General features: G+C 52.3%; 13 protein-coding genes. 2 read left to right on the top strand and 11 right to left on the bottom strand.

Features of this window, described 5'->3' with window-relative positions:
• Nucleotides 1-116: 116 nt before the first annotated feature.
• Complete coding sequence (locus tag CLV60_RS01860) at nucleotides 117-1,319, bottom strand: epoxide hydrolase family protein (protein WP_229210769.1); 1,203 nt, start codon at nucleotides 1,317-1,319, stop codon at nucleotides 117-119.
• A 98-nt stretch (nucleotides 1,320-1,417) separates the two neighbouring features.
• A complete protein-coding gene (locus tag CLV60_RS01855; RefSeq protein WP_106593675.1) occupies nucleotides 1,418-2,311 on the bottom strand; it encodes a helix-turn-helix domain-containing protein in 894 nt (297 codons plus the stop codon).
• A gap of 354 nt (nucleotides 2,312-2,665) precedes the next feature.
• Between CLV60_RS01855 and tnpA the strand changes: the two genes are divergently transcribed.
• The gene (gene tnpA / locus CLV60_RS01845) at nucleotides 2,666-3,133 is read left to right on the top strand and encodes an IS200/IS605 family transposase (protein ID WP_106593673.1); all 468 of its coding nucleotides are present in this window, start codon (nucleotides 2,666-2,668) and stop codon (nucleotides 3,131-3,133) included.
• A gap of 166 nt (nucleotides 3,134-3,299) precedes the next feature.
• Here tnpA and CLV60_RS01840 read toward each other — a convergent pair whose 3' ends face one another.
• Nucleotides 3,300-6,476, bottom strand: a complete 3,177-nt coding sequence (locus CLV60_RS01840; RefSeq protein ID WP_170118690.1) for a metallophosphoesterase — start codon at nucleotides 6,474-6,476, stop codon at nucleotides 3,300-3,302.
• A gap of 266 nt (nucleotides 6,477-6,742) precedes the next feature.
• On the opposite strand from CLV60_RS01840, the gene CLV60_RS01835 reads away from it, so the two are divergent.
• A complete protein-coding gene (locus CLV60_RS01835) occupies nucleotides 6,743-7,318 on the top strand; it encodes a hypothetical protein (protein WP_106593671.1) in 576 nt (191 codons plus the stop codon).
• 45 nt (nucleotides 7,319-7,363) lie between these two features.
• Here the strand turns inward: CLV60_RS01835 and CLV60_RS01830 are convergent, their stop codons facing one another.
• The 8 genes from CLV60_RS01830 to CLV60_RS01795 all read right to left on the bottom strand — a co-directional run bounded on the left by CLV60_RS01830 (nucleotide 7,364) and on the right by CLV60_RS01795 (nucleotide 16,980).
• Nucleotides 7,364-7,963: a dihydrofolate reductase family protein gene (locus tag CLV60_RS01830; protein WP_106593670.1), complete on the bottom strand. Its 600-nt coding sequence runs from the start codon at nucleotides 7,961-7,963 to the stop codon at nucleotides 7,364-7,366.
• Between the two features lie 148 nt (nucleotides 7,964-8,111).
• A complete protein-coding gene (locus CLV60_RS01825) occupies nucleotides 8,112-8,843 on the bottom strand; it encodes a helix-turn-helix domain-containing protein (protein WP_229210768.1) in 732 nt (243 codons plus the stop codon).
• A gap of 120 nt (nucleotides 8,844-8,963) precedes the next feature.
• Nucleotides 8,964-9,935 (bottom strand): aldo/keto reductase, encoded by a 972-nt coding sequence (locus CLV60_RS01820; RefSeq protein ID WP_106593668.1) that lies wholly within the window; start codon nucleotides 9,933-9,935, stop codon nucleotides 8,964-8,966.
• A gap of 101 nt (nucleotides 9,936-10,036) precedes the next feature.
• Nucleotides 10,037-12,166, bottom strand: coding sequence for a cation:proton antiporter (locus CLV60_RS01815; protein ID WP_229210767.1), 2,130 nt, complete (start codon nucleotides 12,164-12,166; stop codon nucleotides 10,037-10,039).
• Nucleotides 12,167-12,742, bottom strand: a complete 576-nt coding sequence (locus CLV60_RS01810) for a hypothetical protein (RefSeq protein ID WP_106593667.1) — start codon at nucleotides 12,740-12,742, stop codon at nucleotides 12,167-12,169.
• Between the two features lie 69 nt (nucleotides 12,743-12,811).
• Entirely contained in the window at nucleotides 12,812-14,659 is a 1,848-nt protein-coding gene (locus CLV60_RS01805) for a chloride channel protein (RefSeq protein WP_229210766.1), read from the bottom strand.
• Between the two features lie 148 nt (nucleotides 14,660-14,807).
• Nucleotides 14,808-16,274, bottom strand: a complete 1,467-nt coding sequence (locus tag CLV60_RS01800; protein WP_106593665.1) for a HAMP domain-containing sensor histidine kinase — start codon at nucleotides 16,272-16,274, stop codon at nucleotides 14,808-14,810.
• Nucleotide 16,275: 1 nt separating this feature from the next.
• Nucleotides 16,276-16,980, bottom strand: a complete 705-nt coding sequence (locus tag CLV60_RS01795; protein WP_106593664.1) for a response regulator transcription factor — start codon at nucleotides 16,978-16,980, stop codon at nucleotides 16,276-16,278.
• Nucleotides 16,981-17,111 lie beyond the last annotated feature (131 nt).

The raw sequence follows: 17,111 nt of genomic DNA, 5'->3' as shown, positions 1-17,111 counted from the left end.
GCAAAACGCCGGCGGAGCGGTTAAAACCAAAACCCTCCGCCAGCGTCAACCCAAGTCCTTCCTCCTTCCTCCCCTTCCTCCCCTTCCTCCCCTTCCTCCCTCTCCCAATCATTTCATCAATCAATACTATAAAAAAAGCTTCTCAATTCCGTCGCGAAGCTGTCCGGCACTTCCAGCGCTGCGAAATGCCCTCCTTCGCTCATTTTACGGAAGCTGACGACATTCACAAAACGCTCCGCCCATTCTTTCGGAAATTGCGCTTCCCTCGGGTACAAAGCCACACCGGCCGGCACTTTCGATTTTTGCAGCGGCTGCGCCCCGCTCCATTGCGCGATGGCATCCGCCTTATACATCCGCATCGAGGTGGCGATGGTCTGCGTCGTCCAGTAGATCATGATGTTGGTAAGCAATGCATCGCGCCCGCCAAAGGCCGCTTCCAGGATTTCAGGGGACGCACCCGCATTACCGAAGCTTAGTATCCAGGCCGCCAGCCCGGTCGGCGAATCATTCAGTCCGTAGGCGAGCGACTGCGGCTTGGTGGCATGCACCATGGCATAGGCACCCTCGCTGTACCACCACTGCTGCACAAACTGGGCGAACTGCTTCTCGGCTTCGCTCATGGTAGCAGGATCTTCCTGGCCCATCGGATAGCCTACGTCGGTAAAATGCACACCGGACACCACATCGGGATATTTCGAAGCCAATGCCTTGGTAACGCCCATGCCCACATCACCGCCCGCCGCGTAGAATTTATCGTAGCCCAGGTTCTCCGTCATCAGTTCTTTCCAGAGATCCGCCACGGCCTCGCTCGTCATAGCCACTTTGCCCGAGAACCCGAAACCCGGAATGGATGGGATCACGAGGTCAAACCCCTGCTCGCCCTCGGTCAGGAGCGGGATGATCTTGTGGAAGCGGTAATAGCTATCCGGCCAGCCGTGCGTCAGGATAAGCGGTTTGGCATTTTTACCTTTTCCTTTGATATATTGAAAATGAACCTTCACGCCCTTCACATCGGCAATGTACTGCGGGTACTTATTGAGTTCGGCTTCCTGTTTGCGCCAGTCGTAGCTGGTGAGCCAGTATTGTACCAGTTCTTTCAGATAGGCTTCGCTCGTACCGAAATGCCAGCCCGAGCCTTCCGCTTCGCCCGGCCAGCGGGTGTTTTGCAAACGGCTTTTTAAATCATCCAGTACTTGCTGCGAAACCGATACTTTAAATACCTCCATGTTTTTCATAGTTGCGTTTTTTTTGGTTTGTGAAAAAGTGACCATCGAACTCAGAATGAGCGATGTGAGCATCAAAAAGCGAAGTGTTTTCATGGCGTCCTGTTGTTTGAATGAAACAAAGGTATCACCATGGAGCCGGGCGCCGTTAGGAAGGATTTCGGGAAAGATAGTAAAAAACTCCGCTGCACAAATCAGCTCTTCCGGTATTCGGTAGGCGTCATGTTCGTGAGTTTTTTAAACGATTTGTTGAAATGCGAGGCGTCCTCAAAGCCCAGCCAGTAGCAGATTTCCTGGATCGACAGGGCCGTCTGTTTCAGCAAACTTTTGGCTTCCATCACTACATATTCGTCAATAAAAGCCTTCGCCGGCTTGCCCAGTTCCGACTGTAAAACTTCGCTCAGGTATTTAGGGGTAATGTGCAATGCAGTTGCGTAAAACGCTACTTCCTTATGCTCCGGGAAATGCTCCGCGACGAGCTTTCTGAACGACTGGGCTATTTTTTCTCTGTTGGAAATACCATTTGAAACGCTATTGTAGGTACCTCCGTTAGGTGTGCGGCTCTCGGGATCGGCGTGAAACGACTCCGCCAGCATCAGCAGCGAATGGACCATCCCGGGAATGGCACTTCGGTCGTCTTTCAACTCTTTCAGCAAACCGAACAGGGAAGCCATTTTTCTGGTCTGATCGTCCGATAGCCGGATTACGTGCCTCCCCCCGTGGAAGAAAAAGGGAAGCGAATGCAGGAAGGCATTGTTTTTCATCCCCTCAAACAACTCCTCGGTGAAATAGACCGTGTCGTGCTCGGCGGTATAGTTTCCTGTCCACTGGCAAACCATCCCGGGCCCCACCGTGGTAAGGCAGCCGGCCGTCACCAGATAATCGGTGCTGCCGATCTTGAATACGTCGCCCTCGCCCGTGTAAGTAATGCCCAGCCCGAAAGTAAATGTCCTGAAGGGAAAGTTGACATGGGCGCTTTGATAGGTGTGCCTGTCGGCTAAAAAGAAGGGTACATTGAAACTATGGGCATTCTGATGTTTGAGAAATTCGTAAAGATTAAAGGACGTCAAGTTGAATTTTTTCTGCATAACATGCTGGTTTCGATGTTCCTGTTTGTTGATTGGCGGGCGAATGATTTTCCCGGCGCCCAAAATAGTAAAAATCCTTACTTCCCATTCTTAAATCCGCATTTGATATCGTCACCCATGAAAGCCATGAGCTATCTTTTCATGCGCGCAGCCGCGTTCGCCGACAGAATAGAGAAGAGGTTACGGCGAATTTTTTGCATATTGAGTAAGCGGTGCTCCTGAACTGCTGACTCGCCAGGCCGCAGAGCGGCTTCCTGTTTATAGAAAACGGCAAGCGGCCTCCGTCTTGGCCCCCGAGGGGCCTCCTCTAACACCCGCGTTACGATTATTAACCACACTATAATTGAATTGAACATGGCTAACACCTATTCCCAAATCTATCTCCAATTTGTATTTAGCGTTAAACATCGGCAATGCCTGATCCCTAAACATCACAAGGATGAGTTACATCGCTACATAACCGGGCTGGTGCAAAACAGAAATGCTAAAATGCTAGCGGTGCATTGCATGCCGGACCACACGCACTTATTCGTCGGGTTTAAGCCAGCAATGTCGATTTCAGATTTTGTAAAGGAAATCAAGGTTGAAAGCAACCAGTTTATCAATCAAAAGCGATGGACAAGCCATAAATTTGAATGGCAGGAAGGATACGGTGTTTTTTCATATTCTCAGTCGCACATAGATCACGTTGTCCGGTATATTCTTGGTCAGGAAGAACATCATCGCAAACGGACATTTGGAGAAGAATACCGGGATCTGCTGCGGAAATTTCAGCTATCGTTTGAAGAGAAACATCTGTTTGATTTTTTTGACACGCACTGATCCGGGGCGACGTGTATTAGGAGGCCCCTCCGGGGCCGAAACAAATAACGTTCACCTTCATGCTAGAAACAGGATGGCCCTCCGGGCCAATGAGTACAAAATATCTTCCCCGGACACCGTAACGCTGGCGTGCCTGACAAATAGCATCGGACACGCCAGCCAAGTGTTATTTTTTGATCACTTTATAATGCCGCACCTCGCCTTTGTACTGGCTGGAAAGAATGAAAATGCCCGCAGGAAGTCCCGAAATATCCAGCTCCTTCAAAGTACCCGGCGTGGACACGTAACGCCGCACGATGCCTTTCGAGTCCGTGATCCGCATTGTTTCGTATTCCAGCGGCTTGTCGAACACGATCCTGTCCTGATCTACGGGATTGGGATAAATAATAAACTCCGACGACAGGCCCCGGGGCTCAGTCATGGGCGCGAGGCGCGTCGGGGCGGTCAGCACTTCGGGACTCATGGTGATATCCATATCAAAATGCAGATCCGAGCTTGTCGCGCTGGTTTGGTGCAACTCTGCCGCTATCGTATTCTGTCCCAGCCTGAAAAAGCTCCCGTCGTTCGGCACCACGACCGTCTGCCAGGTATACTCCGGCGAGGCATTGCTGGCGGTTGTATTAAAGGTAACGGGAGTGGTAGTGCCCATATTCCCGTCCGGCAGGTTTAGCGCTTTGCCGTTGATATAAATAACCACGCCATCGTCTCTTTTGTAATTGATAATGAATGATTTATGATAAGCCATACTCTGCGAGCTTATGCGGGCCGTATGTCGGAAATAAGAAGTAATCCAACGCGTTGCACACGGCGTGGTAACGCAACCCGCGCGCAGGTAAGAGTTGGGCCCCAGGGCCTCGTAGCAATCCAGCTCAGCCTGACATGCCGGGAGAAGCGTCCTTTCCCCATCTTCGCGGTTAGGCGAATAGCCGAAAGGCGCCGGACCGGAGGGCCAGTTTGAATCTGAATCATAGTTTGGCGGGTCTTCCACATTCACTTCGTCGGGATCCTGTCCGCCTTTCCAGTTAAATATACCATGGTCGGGAGGGACGATGCCCCGGGCAAAATAGCGCCAGTAACTTCCTGCGTGCAGCAGCACCACGGTACCGCGGGGATTCAGGTTGTAGGCCTGGCCTCCTATGCCGCCTCCGCCATTCAGCCGCCCTACTACAAACTCGCCGGAATAGAAAGCGTGTAGTTTCGTCGGGTAAAAGAATATCTCCGGCTGATTGAACCCATACCGCCATTTGTATTCAAGCGGCGTGGATTGCTGAAAAGTGACATCGGTTTGTTTCACATCGTACAGCCAGATACCATCCTGGTTGAAATTTTTGGCGGCTAAGATTTTGTTATGGTCGCCCTGCGTGGGATCCAGGTTATAAGTTTTTGATATGCTGTTTATTTTGTAAAACCGCAGGCTTTGGTGCCATATCGGCTCGTAGTTGCCTTCGTTGAGACGCAAATAGCCCAGGTCCGAATCCTTGTAATAATGCCGCACAGTTACCTGCTGCTTTCCTGTTAGCTCGGGATTGGGTTTAATCGTCCAATAGCGGTTCATCACCCGCCAGTTGGAACTGAATGTCCTCACCCTGTTCGCCCACACATAGTTAAGCGAAGGGCCAAGCGCGCTTACCTCCGTTCTGCCGGGCGCTCCGCCCAGTTTTACTTCAAAGGGAGCTACGCCCGCTTTCCCGATGCTCAGGTCGTGCTTGTTGATCGACAGCAGCAGATTGCCTTTATTGTCGACGTAATGCGTGAAATTATCGCCTCCCGGCTGTGCATCCGCGCATTCGCATATGGCCGTGCGTACAGTATTGTCGGTTTCTGGCACGGTAAAGCCGTCCAGGTCTTTGAAAATCGTAAACTGGTCGACCACCTGTTTGTTGGCGCTGATATACTTGGCTGTCAACCGCTTGTTCTCCACCTCAATATACATCGACCCGCCCGACAACAATGCAGAGGCAGCCATAAGCCGGCTAACCAGGCCGGGATTTTTGACATTGCTGCTATATTCCTTTTCCCCCTTTCGCCCCCCAGCCCCGTTCACGACATACACGATCCCCTCATTTTTCGCGGCCGCACTGTTTTTGTAATAAAAGCAGGAGTTAGGCGTCCCGTCATAGCGGGCATTGTCCTGTGCATTACTGGTCAGCACGGGGTTGTGGGTATTGCTTACAAAATCGGCCGAAGCGGTCTTAAGTCCGCGCATCAAACGGGAGCGTTCATAACCGTGGCTATGCCCGGTCACGAGCAGGTCCACCTTATAGTCGTCCAGAATAGGCACAAGATTCTGCCGGATATACATCAATTCAGACTCGTCGTCCGAATTATGTGAACCACCCGTGTAGGGCGGCATATGCGTAAATACGATCACCCAGTTGATATCCGGATTGGCATTCGCTTTGGCAAGATCCCTCCTAAGCCACTGTGCCTGAACGCTGGCGGGCGCCAGAATCGACGACTTGTCATCACCTTCTTTTTCAAATCCAAAAGAATCCAGACTGATGAAGTGGATGTTGGCATAATCAAATGAATAATAGGCCTCGGTAAAGGACGGCTCCCCGCCTCCTTCACCGTTTGTAAAATTGTCGACAACACTATAATAATGGATTTTCTTATCTAACCTTCTCGCTTTAAGGTCATCTTCGGTCTTCGTGCTGTCGTAATAATCGTGATTACCCGGCGTAGCGAAGAATGGCGTCTGCCGGAACATAAAATCGTACCGCAACCTGCGCCGGTCGAAAACATGGTCCTGGTATTGGTCCTTTGTTCCCTGCTCATAAGCATTATCGCCCAGCCAGAGCCAAAGGTCCATCGGGCCCGTTTTGTTCACCGTCATATAGTCCTTCCACGAATTGATCACGCTATCCTGGCGGCTGGCCGTATCAGGTTGGGAAGGTGTATAGCCAAAATCGCCCAGTACCCACATTTTCACTTTCTTTTTAACACCCGGCAAGGGGGGCGTCCTGAAAAAGTTATCGGGTGTTTTTTCCAGCTGCTCGGGGAATGCCGGAGGTATCCAGCTGCCAATATAGTACCGGTACTGCTGGTCGGGTTTCAGGCCCGTGAGCGTGATGATGTGATCAGTGGTCGCCGCCGGCTCCTCCGCGATCGGCGACCCATTTCCGAGCAATTCATACTCCGGTTCCGATGAATAAACGACCCGCCCGATATTCTTGATATCGGTCTGCCAGCGGATGGTTATGGAAGCAGTTGAAGCAAACTCATTTAGCTTTTTTGAATACGCCATTTGCAGATACGGGCCGCGCGTTATTTTGGGTGTCTGAGCGAAACACGCCGAAAATAACAGGAGGCAAAATGAGAGCACAGATAGAGTCGGTCTCATAAGCATCAGGATTTAAAGATGGAAGAAGAGGGACTTGTATGCACAAATAATTGTATAGAAAAATTGCTATTTATTCTTTATATATCCAAATTAAATTCAATATATTTACCCATATGAAACCCTAATTATCAGACAGTTACATCTGTTTGCAGCATAGCCTCTATCGGTACTCGCCTCCCGTTTTGCGCGGGAAAGTGAGGTGGTAAATTATGGTGTTTACCAACGCGTTTCGAAACGTTTGCTCATCCCCTTCCTACTTTGAAATCATGATGAAAACGATACCCCTCCCCGGCAAAACCTGCCTTTGGATACTCCTGTTAATTGCACTGATATTAGCTTGTAAAGGCCCGGACGGCGACACCGGCCCTGCCGGCCCACAAGGTCCTCAGGGAACGCCGGGCCAAAACGGCGCACCAGGCCCCGCCGGACCCGCCGGATCGGCAAATCTCATTGTCTCGCCGTGGATCAAAGTCCCTAATACGGCCTGGCAGCGTGAGGATTCGACCTATTTCATGGTGACGCACGCCGATAATAATATCACCCAGGCGGTGCTCGACAGTGCCCTGGTGATGGCCTATTACCGCAATGAAGGCCGGCCTAATGTGGTATTTTCCCTGCCTTCCGCCAATGAAGAACTCACGCTGGGCTTTTTTATGCAGGTGCAGAACCAGGCCGGGGCGATCAATTTCGATGTGACCTATTTCAAACCCAGGCTTACGCCCATCGATTTCGATCTCGAATTTCGGTGGATTATCATCCCGCCCAACAAGCGGGGCCGCATCAGCATCGCCGACCTGAAAGATTATCAATTTGTTAAACAGCAACTGGGCCTGACTGACTAGCCAGGCCCGGTTACGTGCGGATACCATTATACGTGACTGAAATGCCTAGGCCTCTTCCCCCGGCAACGCCCCTGCCGGGCGGTAGGTGTTGATGATCATGCCGGTTGAGGTGACTTTCGAATCGACCAGCGACAGTGCTCCGGCGGGAACACCGCTCTCGAACAAACGCTTTCCGCCGCCGAGTACGACGGGCGCAATCCACAGCCGGTGTTCATCAATGAGCCCGGCTGAAATCAGCGTTTGCAGGAGGTTGCTGCTGCCCCAGATGTGGATTTCCGGACCTTCCGCTGCCCGCAAGCGCCCCACTTCCTCCACCACATCCCGCAGGATCTGCGCATTATTCCAGTCGAGGTGTTCGAGTGTTTGTGTCGCAACGTATTTCTTCGCTTTGTTGAATGCTTTTCCGATGGGATCGTCGTCGTGCAATGGCCAGTAGGACGCAAAAATATCATAAGTCCGGCGCCCCAGGAGTATCTCAAAATCTCCCGAGATAATTTCGCTGATGGTTTTATGCAGCAGGTCGTCCCCGTAATGCATAAACCAGCCGCCATGTTTGAATTCGCTGCTCGGATCTTCTTCGGGGCCGCCGGGCGCCTGCATGACGCCGTCGATTGACAGTTGGGTAATGGCGATGATCTTTCCCATGTAGTTTGCTCTTTGTGTTTTCAGTTGAATTGTGACACAACAAAGGTACATGGTCATTCTCCGTGAATGCGGGTGCAAACTTGCCAAAAGAAGGGGCTGATCACGCCTGGCCGGCGGCGCCTGGCCGCGCCCGGCCGGCATCAATATGCTATGCAGACCATTCGGTAGGCGCCTTTCCGAATTTCTTCTTGAAGGAATGGGAGAAATGCGACAGGCTTTCAAACCCCAGATCGAGGTAGATTGCCGAGGGCTTTTTCCCCTTGGCTTCGATCAGGTACCGGGCCTCCGCGAGCCTCCTTTCTTGGAGCCAATGCCGCGGCGCCATGCCGAATATGCGCTGAAAGTCACGCTTAAAGCCCGCCAGGCTCCTTCCGGTAAGCCTCGCAAACTTTTCGACCGGAACATTGTAGTGAAAATTGCTGAGCATGAATTTTTCCAGATCCATCTTGTAGGGTTCCGAAAAATCGAACAGCAGCTCTTCCAACTCGGGCATAGCGTGCATCAGCAAATGCACCGCCTCCTTCACTTTCAGCATCCCCAGCTTCTCCGTTACCGCTTCATGCGGGTTGCGGATATACGGCATCACCGATTGAAAGAATGCCCGCAGAAAATCGTTTACCGGAACCAGCACATTCGGCGGCCCGGAATACTTGTGCCCGGTTTCCACCTGCTCTTCCAGCGCGATGGTGCGCAGCAGATCCTCTTGCAGGCATATTACCACCGTTTGATAATCCTCGCCTTCGAGGGGTGTTTTGGTGATTTCTCCGAGCTGGTTCTTCTGCACCAGCAGCATTTCGCCCGCCCCCATCGAGATTTTCTGCGTGGCCGTTTCCAGTGAGAAACGGCCCGAGACCTGCAATATCAGCGTATTATGCTCCATGAAAGCGACTTTATCCTTCCTCTGCTTGGAGAAATAGGAATAAAATATCACTCCGGGGATTATTTCTGTTGGATTCGTCACACGGTAAAGATATAAAAAGAAGGGTCTGAAAGTATCCCGCTATCGTTGCAGGTATGTTCCGCCAACGATCGCCCCCGGAGCAAAATGCGTGTTAAGGGTTTCTATTTCCGCGGGGGTAAATGTGATACCCATCGCTTCCATGTTTTCGGGCAGCCGCGCGCGCCGGCTCATGCTCACGAGCGGCATGATGTGCCCGCCCTGCGCATTCACCCAGGCAATCGCAAGCTGCGCGGGCGTATGCCCTTTTTCCTTTGCCATTTGCTTCAAAACTTCCACCGTAGCCAGGTTTTTGATGAGATTTTCGCCCTGGAAACGCGAAAAATGATGCTGGTAACTGCCTGCCGGAAGCGGCGCTTTCATCTCGCCGGTGAGGAGCCCCTCGGCGGTATTGGCAAAAGTTACGACGCCAATGCCCAGTTCCTCCGCCGTCGGCAGCAAGTCGCTTTCGATCTGGCGGTCGGCGAGCGAATAGCCTATTTCCAACGCGGTTACCGGGTGGACGCTGTGCGCCTGGCGCAATTGGGCTGCGGTGATTTCGGAAACGCCCAGGTGACGGACCTTGCCTTCCGCAATGAGGTCGGCCACGGTACCGATCACATCTTCCACCGGTACGCTGCCATCGAGGCGGCATGGCTGGTAGAGGTCGATGGTATCTATCCCCAGCCGCACCAGCGAATAGTTGATGAAGTTCTTAATCGCTATCGGGCGCAAGTCCAACCCCAGCCATTGATTATTGTAAAAAACAGCCCCGAACTTGACGCTGATAAATGCATCGTCGCGACGGCCCCTGATCGCTTTGCCCACCAGCAATTCGTTGTGCCCGGCTCCGTAGAAATCTCCGGTATTGAGGAAATTAATGCCTTTGTCCAATGCAGCCTGAATGGTAGCAATGCTTTCGGATTCGTCGCTGGCCGTACTTCCCCAGACAGGTGACATACGCATACATCCTAATCCGAGTTTGGAAACAAGCGGGCCGTTCTGGCCCAGGTTCATTTTGGTTATCGTGGTCATCTTTTTTGTTGATTTTAACAATGCAAAGATGACCCATTGCCGCTCGGGGCCGATTTCCTCCACGGCTCAAATTACTTGCTTGTACGGTTCAGCCGGGCTGCCTACCCCGGGAACATCTTGCCGATCATCCGGCTGATCTCCACAAAATCGTCGTGATTGCTCACCGACCGCTTTTCGGTTTCATCCGCATTCTGTTGCGAGAATGGGTAAATCAGCAAAAAGGTGTTTTCCAGCGCATGTTGGTTCAGGAAATCAGGCATTTGGCCCATACGCGGGAAGAACGACGCCATTCCGCGTTTGGCCATGAACAATATCAGCCCCTCATCGGCCGCAACCGATACGGCAGCCTGCTCGGCCTCTCCCCAGTAGTCGATCGTGTGCAGCGACAGCTCAATGGCCGATTTGCCCGCTACCCTTTCAATAATGCTGATGATCGGCGCACTGGCGTAGAATGCCATTTCCGAGCCCGACGACTTTCCGATGTTCCATACCCGCAGCAGGGCATGGAAGAAGCCGGGCTCCTTGTCCGCTTTAGGAGGAATCAGGACAATGTATTTTTTAATGGTTGAAATAGGTTGGGCCGCGTGGTAAATCAGCGTATTCACATTTTCATTCTGCAAATAGCCATTCGTGAGATTGTAAACAAACGACGGAGTCAAACCTTTGCCGGGCTGCAAAGCGACGATCAGATCGGTGATCTTCTGCTCCTTGATCACATTACTTATGCCGGTAGCCACATCACTGTCGTACCGGGTCAGCGGCCGGATCTGCACGTCGGCTGCCGCAGCAAGGGTTACCGCCGTGTGGAGCGTTTTTTCCGCATTCCTGACGGACGATTCATTCTTTTCATCGTTGATCACATTCAATGCAAACAGCCGGTCCTTGTTATGCCCGGCCTTAATAAGCAAACCCAGGTTCACCGACTTTTCTACCGCATCTTCATAGTTGACGGCGATCAGGATATTCTCGGTTTCCGGATTCGCGCCCGACGCCGTTGCCTCATTGTCAGCCTCGGCAATCTTCGCCGCGCTCGACATCGAGACGAACGACGAGATCGTACAGGAAATGAGGATCAGCAAAATACTGCCATTGAGCACATGCTCGCTCAGCAAGCGAACCGGCTCCCCACTCTCGGTTTCGGAAAGAATGATGTTATAACCGACCATTACCGCCGCCAACGTTGCCGCGGCCGAGGCCGAGCTCAATCCGAAAATGATCATCCCTTCATCCTTCGTCAGCCGGAATGTCTTTTGCGTAAACACCGCCGCCAGGTACTTCCCGCCAATAGACGCCACGAGCATTACGGCAGCGACAATCAGCGTTTCCAGGCTTTTGAAAAACACGGTAAAGTCGATCAGCATACCTACGCTGATCAGGAAGAAAGGAATGAAAATAGCATTACCGACAAACTCTACGCGGTTCATCAGCGCGGAAGTGTGCGGGATGAGCCGGTTGAGTGCCAGACCGGCAAAAAAAGCGCCGATAATAGCCTCGATACCGGCCAGTTCAGCCAGCACCGCCGCGAGGTATATCATCACCAGCACAAATATGTATTGGGATATCTTGTCATCGACCTTCTTGAAAAACCACCTTCCAATGATGGGGAACACAAATAATACCGTGAGGCTGAATGCCGCCACGGAAAGTCCCAGCCGGAGCCAGAATGCGCTGTTTACCTCTCCCTGGGTCATCCCCACCACCACAGCCAGTACCAGCAGTGAAAGCACGTCCGTCAGCATCGTTCCTCCGACGGTGATATTGACGGAGAGGTTTTTGGCCACCCCCATCTTGCTCACGATCGGATAGGCAATGAGCGTATGCGAAGAAAAGAGGCTGGCAAACAGCACCGAGGTGAGCATCGAGAAATGCAGCACATAATAGCCTCCCAGCAATCCTAAAATGAATGGAACGGCAAATGTAAATACGGTGAATGTGATGCTCTTGCCCATGTTCTTCTTGAAATCGCCCATATCGATTTCAAGCCCGGCCAGGAACATAATGTAAAGCAGGCCGGTGGTACCGGTTACCACCACGCTGCTATCGCGGGAAAGGAGGTTGAGGCCGTTGGGCCCTACCACGGCACCGGCGATCAGCAGCCCCAGCAAATGCGGAACTTTGATCTTATTGAGCAGCAGCGGCGCACTCAGAATGATGATCAGTTCGAGCAGAAACTTCAATACCGGATCCTCGATCGGTAAACTGCCGATGTGGAGGTTGAGCAGCGTCATCATCTAGCGGTTGGTTAGGCGGTTTAGCTCAATGGAAAATTTCGCGGTGCAGGATTTGTCGATGGCTGTCGTCTGCATTCCCTTGATCAGATTCTTGTTATCACGGGTCAATTCCACATTCATTTCCATATTCTTCGCGGCCGACGAGTCGCTGGTATAATGGAGCTGGATGCTGGTACTATCGTACTTTGCCGAATACACCCTGACTACCTTGTTGTTATTGATCACACGGGTATAAAGCCCGGTGGAGTCACTTACAAATTCCCAGGTGTTGGAACGCAGATCCCCTATCACATATTCGCTGCAATTGGACTCCCGGCATACCGACTTACCCGCCCAGATCCCGGCGATCTCCTCGGGCCAGCGCTGGATTACAACCGCCGTGTCCTTCCGGGTCAGCAGGCTGTCGCGCATTCGCATAAGCGACTGGTAGTCAGCTTCTTTAATCGCAAATTCTTTCTCGCGCGCAAGTATGCCCTGCTCGCGTACGTCGAGCTCGTGGGCTCTTTCCTTGTCCTGGCAGCCGCTCAGCAGGCTCAGGGCGACGAGGGTAGCAAAAAGGTATCTGTTGAATGCCATAGCACGTGGTTCTGGTGAGAAATACAGGGCTGGCAAGTTAAAAAAGTATTCTTTTAAACAAAGGCAAAATCAGCCCGAATGCGCTTGAAGCAAGCTGCGGTAACGATCGAGCAACCTCGATTTTGCGATAAAACCGATGTAACGGCCCTGAGGATCAACGACCGGCAAATGCCAGGAACCGGTTTGGTCAAATCGGGTCACAATCCGGGCGACGGGCTCGTTTTCCCCGACGGTCGCCGGCGGCTGGCGTACGAACGACGCTACCGATAAGCCAGCAACTTCTCCCGTTGCAAAAAGGTAGGGATAGAGGTCTTTCACGAGGATCATCCCACGAAAAATACCATTACGGTCCACCACAGCCAGGTGGTTATGGCTGTTTTCATGCAATGCATCAACGAAATTTTCAAATGGCAGGTCGATGTCCACGACGGGCACGTCCCTGTCGATGAAATCCAGGGTATTCAACTGCGAAAGCAGGTTCCGGTCGTGTTCCCGGGTGAATATTTTGCCCTCATCGGCCAGCCTTTGCAAATCGGGAGAAATGGTAGAAAACCATTTGGAGATCAGGAACGACATCACGCCTACCACCATGAGGGGAATAAACAGGTCGTATCCCGAGCTGGATTCGGCGATAAGAAATATGGCCGTCAGCGGGGCATAAAGCACGCCGCTCATGACGCCCGCCATCCCCACCAGCACCAGGTTGGCTACGGGTACATCGGAAATGCCGATAAAGTTGCAGAATAATGCAAATACAAATCCGAGGGTACCGCCTGCAAAAAGCGACGGCGCAAAGTTACCGCCATTACCGCCGCTGAAAATGGTGATGGAACTGGCAAATGCTTTCAGGAGGCAAACAATCGTCAGAAACACCACAACCGCCCACCGCTGCCCGCCGACGATACCGAAAAAACTGTTTTCCATCAACTCCCCCACCTGCCCGTTGACCAGTGCCTTGACGGTTTCGTAACCCTCCCCGAACAACGGTGGGTACAACACGCAAAGTACCGACAGCATCCCGCCCCCGATCATGGCTTTTCTTAACCTTCCGCCTTTCAGGTTGCCAAAAAATCGCTCGACCTGATGCCCGATTACCACAAAATACCGGGCATAAAGTCCACACAATGCGCCCAACACAAGGTAAAAGGGCAGATTATGGTAGTTAAACGGGTGCCGGCTGCTGAAATGGAAAAGGGTTTCCTCATTGAGCAGCATTCTGGAAAGCACATTGCCGCAGACGGCAGCCAGTACGAGCGGTATGAAATCGGTGAACACCACACCGGTAAGCAGTATTTCGACAGCGAACATCATCCCGGCAATCGGAGCGTTGAATGCCGAAGCGATCCCCGCCGTGGCGCCCGCGGCAAGCAACAAAGTACGCTCGCGGTAATCGAGTTTATAGGTTTGTGCGAAATTGGATCCGATCGCCGAACCGGTTACCGCAATAGGACTTTCCAGACCGGCCGAGCCCCCAAGCCCCACGGTTATAGCACTTTGCACCACCTGGGAGTACATTTTTACCGGAGCCACGATACTGGAATTCTGCGCGATCTCGTGCAAAATGGCAGGTATGCCTTTCCGGTCATTGCCCCCGAAGAACAGGACAACGACAAGGGAAGTGAGTACGATCCCCAGGAAGGGGAACACCGCATAAAAGAAAATCTGGGTTTCGAAATGGACCTTGTGGGTAATCAGGTGATGAATGGCATGGACCAGCGATTTTAAGACCACACCGGCCAATCCAGCACTGCATCCCACCAATATCCCCGATAGGATCAGGAACTGCGACCGGGTAAGGATGCTTTTAAGCCAAAAGACAATGACTTCATAGAGTTTGAACTTTCTTAAACTGTACGCAGTCAGCCCCCTTTTGAATTTCAGGAATGAGCGAAATTTCTTAATGGTCGCTTGTTTCACAATAATCAGCTTAGTCTCCTTTACAATGCGCTCCCGTTAGCCGCTTAAAGTAAACGTAAAAATTTATGCGGGGCAAGCGTTGCCCGGCAACCCTTGCGGGGCAACCTTTGTCGGGCAACGCTTGCGCGGCAACGTTTCCCAGCCAATATTATGCCCGGTGCATGACAAATTCAAAAGCAGCACCTTTCCCACTCTCGCTGACTACCTCGATCGTGGTTTGATGTAATTCCAGTATTTTCCGAACGATCGCCAAGCCGAGGCCTGCGCCCTTCTGCCCCGACGGGTACATTTCCGCCTGCTTGTAGCGTTCGAAAATCTGCTCCTGGTAAGCCTTCGCAATACCTACTCCTGTGTCGGCAACCCGGATTTTGATCCCTTTACCGGAGTCTTCGAGGCGTACGGTAATCTGCCCGCCTTCCGGGGTAAACTTGAAAGCATTGTCGAGCAGGTTCTGGAACACCCGTTCCGTCAGCGCGATATCGGCAAAAACGGGCGGCAGGGCGGGAACGGTTTCCATCGAGAGCCGGATGCCCCGCTCGTCGGCTTTCAGTTGGTACGAGCTGAGGATGTCCGAAACCAGCTCATCCAGGGGAAATACCTCTTTTTGTACCGACACCACATTCGCTTCCAGTTTCGAGTATTGAAACAACTGGTCCACCAGCCCCGAAAGCTTGCGGGTCCCTTCCTGCACAATAGCCAGGTACCGCTCCTTCTCCGGCTCCGAGAGCGTATCCTTTTTGATCATCATCGTCTCGACGTACCCCTGCATAATCGAAAGCGGTGTCCGTAAATCGTGCGAAACATTGGCGATCAGTTCCTGCCGGAGCCGGTCGGTGGCGGTGATCTTTTCGATATTATCGACGATCACATCGGCCATGTCGTTGAATGTGGAGGTTAGTACGCCCAGGTTCCCCGTCGCATACCCGTGCACGCGTGCAGCGTGATCGCCATCCTTGAACCTTTTCACGACGCCGGCAATGCTGCATATGCTATCGGTGATGAGAAAGAATGTGACAATTCCCACGACAAACGCCCCAAGCAATGCAGCGAAAAAAATGTAGGCAGCCAGCCTGAAATTCAGGTCGTCGGTCAGCGAGGCGAGAATCTGTTTCTGGGTCTCGCTCGCGAGCACCGCGTACACATACCCGACCTTCACGCCGTTTTCCAGCACCGGTGCCACCGAGAAAATACTGGCTTCGCCGGGATGCTTCGGATTATCGCCCATGGGTTTACCGGCATCCGAGGCAAGCCATTCGCGCACGATCGCCATATCGACCCGCTTCATCTGTACGGAGGCCTGGGGCACCACGTAGTCGGTAATGTTCCCGAGCGTGTCGAGGAGGTATACTTCTACGCTCGGATTCGCGACCATGGTGGAATGGATAATGTCGTGCGTAACCGTCGTATCGGGCTTGCCATTTTTAATGGGCTGGGTAAATGTGGCCAGGTGCTGCGCGATTCCACCGTACAGCTGTTGGTGGGCTGTCATATAATACGACTTCGAAAACCGGGAGGCGATCATGACGAATATGATGCCGAGGATGATCAGCAGGCTCGTAAAAACACCGCTTATTTTCCAGAAGAGAAGGTTACCCCCGATGGTTCTTACTGACATTTCACAGATCTTCGTTAAACCGGTAGCCGATGCCCCAGGTGGTTAAAACAAATACAGGATTGGAAGCATCGGCCTCGATTTTTCCTCTCAGCCGATTGATATGCGTATTGACCGTATGCTCGTATCCCTCGAAATCGTAGCCCCACACGAGACTCAGCAGCTGCTTGCGGCTGTAACTTTTCCCCGGATTCGACGCCAACAGCACGATCAGTTCAAATTCACGCGGCGATAAATCGAGCCGTTCGCCGTGCAGCATTACCTTGCGCTTGTCCATATCGATTTCCAGCCCTGCAATACGGATCAGCTGCGGCACCGGCGCCGCGTAACGTGCCTTCTCCTCACTTCTTCTGAATATCACCCGCACCCGTGCAATAAACTCGCGCACGCTGAAAGGCTTGGTAAGGTAATCGTCGGCACCGGTTTCGAGGCCCATTACCTTGTCTATTTCCTCCGAACGCGCGGTAAGCATCATGATGGGCGTCTGCCGGTCGGCCTGCCTGATTTTCCGGCATATCTCCATTCCATTCAGGCCAGGCAGCATCACATCAAGTATGATCAGGTCAAAATTTTCGTCTTGCGCCCGCGTGAGGCCGTTCTGCCCGTTTTTCTCTGAGACCACCTTGCATCCCAGGTCCGAAAGGTGGATCGAAAGCAATTCGGTAATGTTGGTATCGTCCTCGACGATCAACACGTTTTTGGTGTCCATATCCGCTGATTTTCTGCAAAGTTTACAAATAAAACAGCGCGGAATACCGCTGTGATACTTTTGTTATAATTCCGTGACGCTGCCGGGATACCGTGTTGGTTGCTTTGCATCATCCAACGATTCAAAACGGA

This window comes from Dyadobacter jiangsuensis, assembly GCF_003014695.1.
GTDB lineage: Bacteria > Bacteroidota > Bacteroidia > Cytophagales > Spirosomataceae > Dyadobacter > Dyadobacter jiangsuensis.
This window is presented reverse-complemented; position numbering and strand designations above follow the sequence as displayed.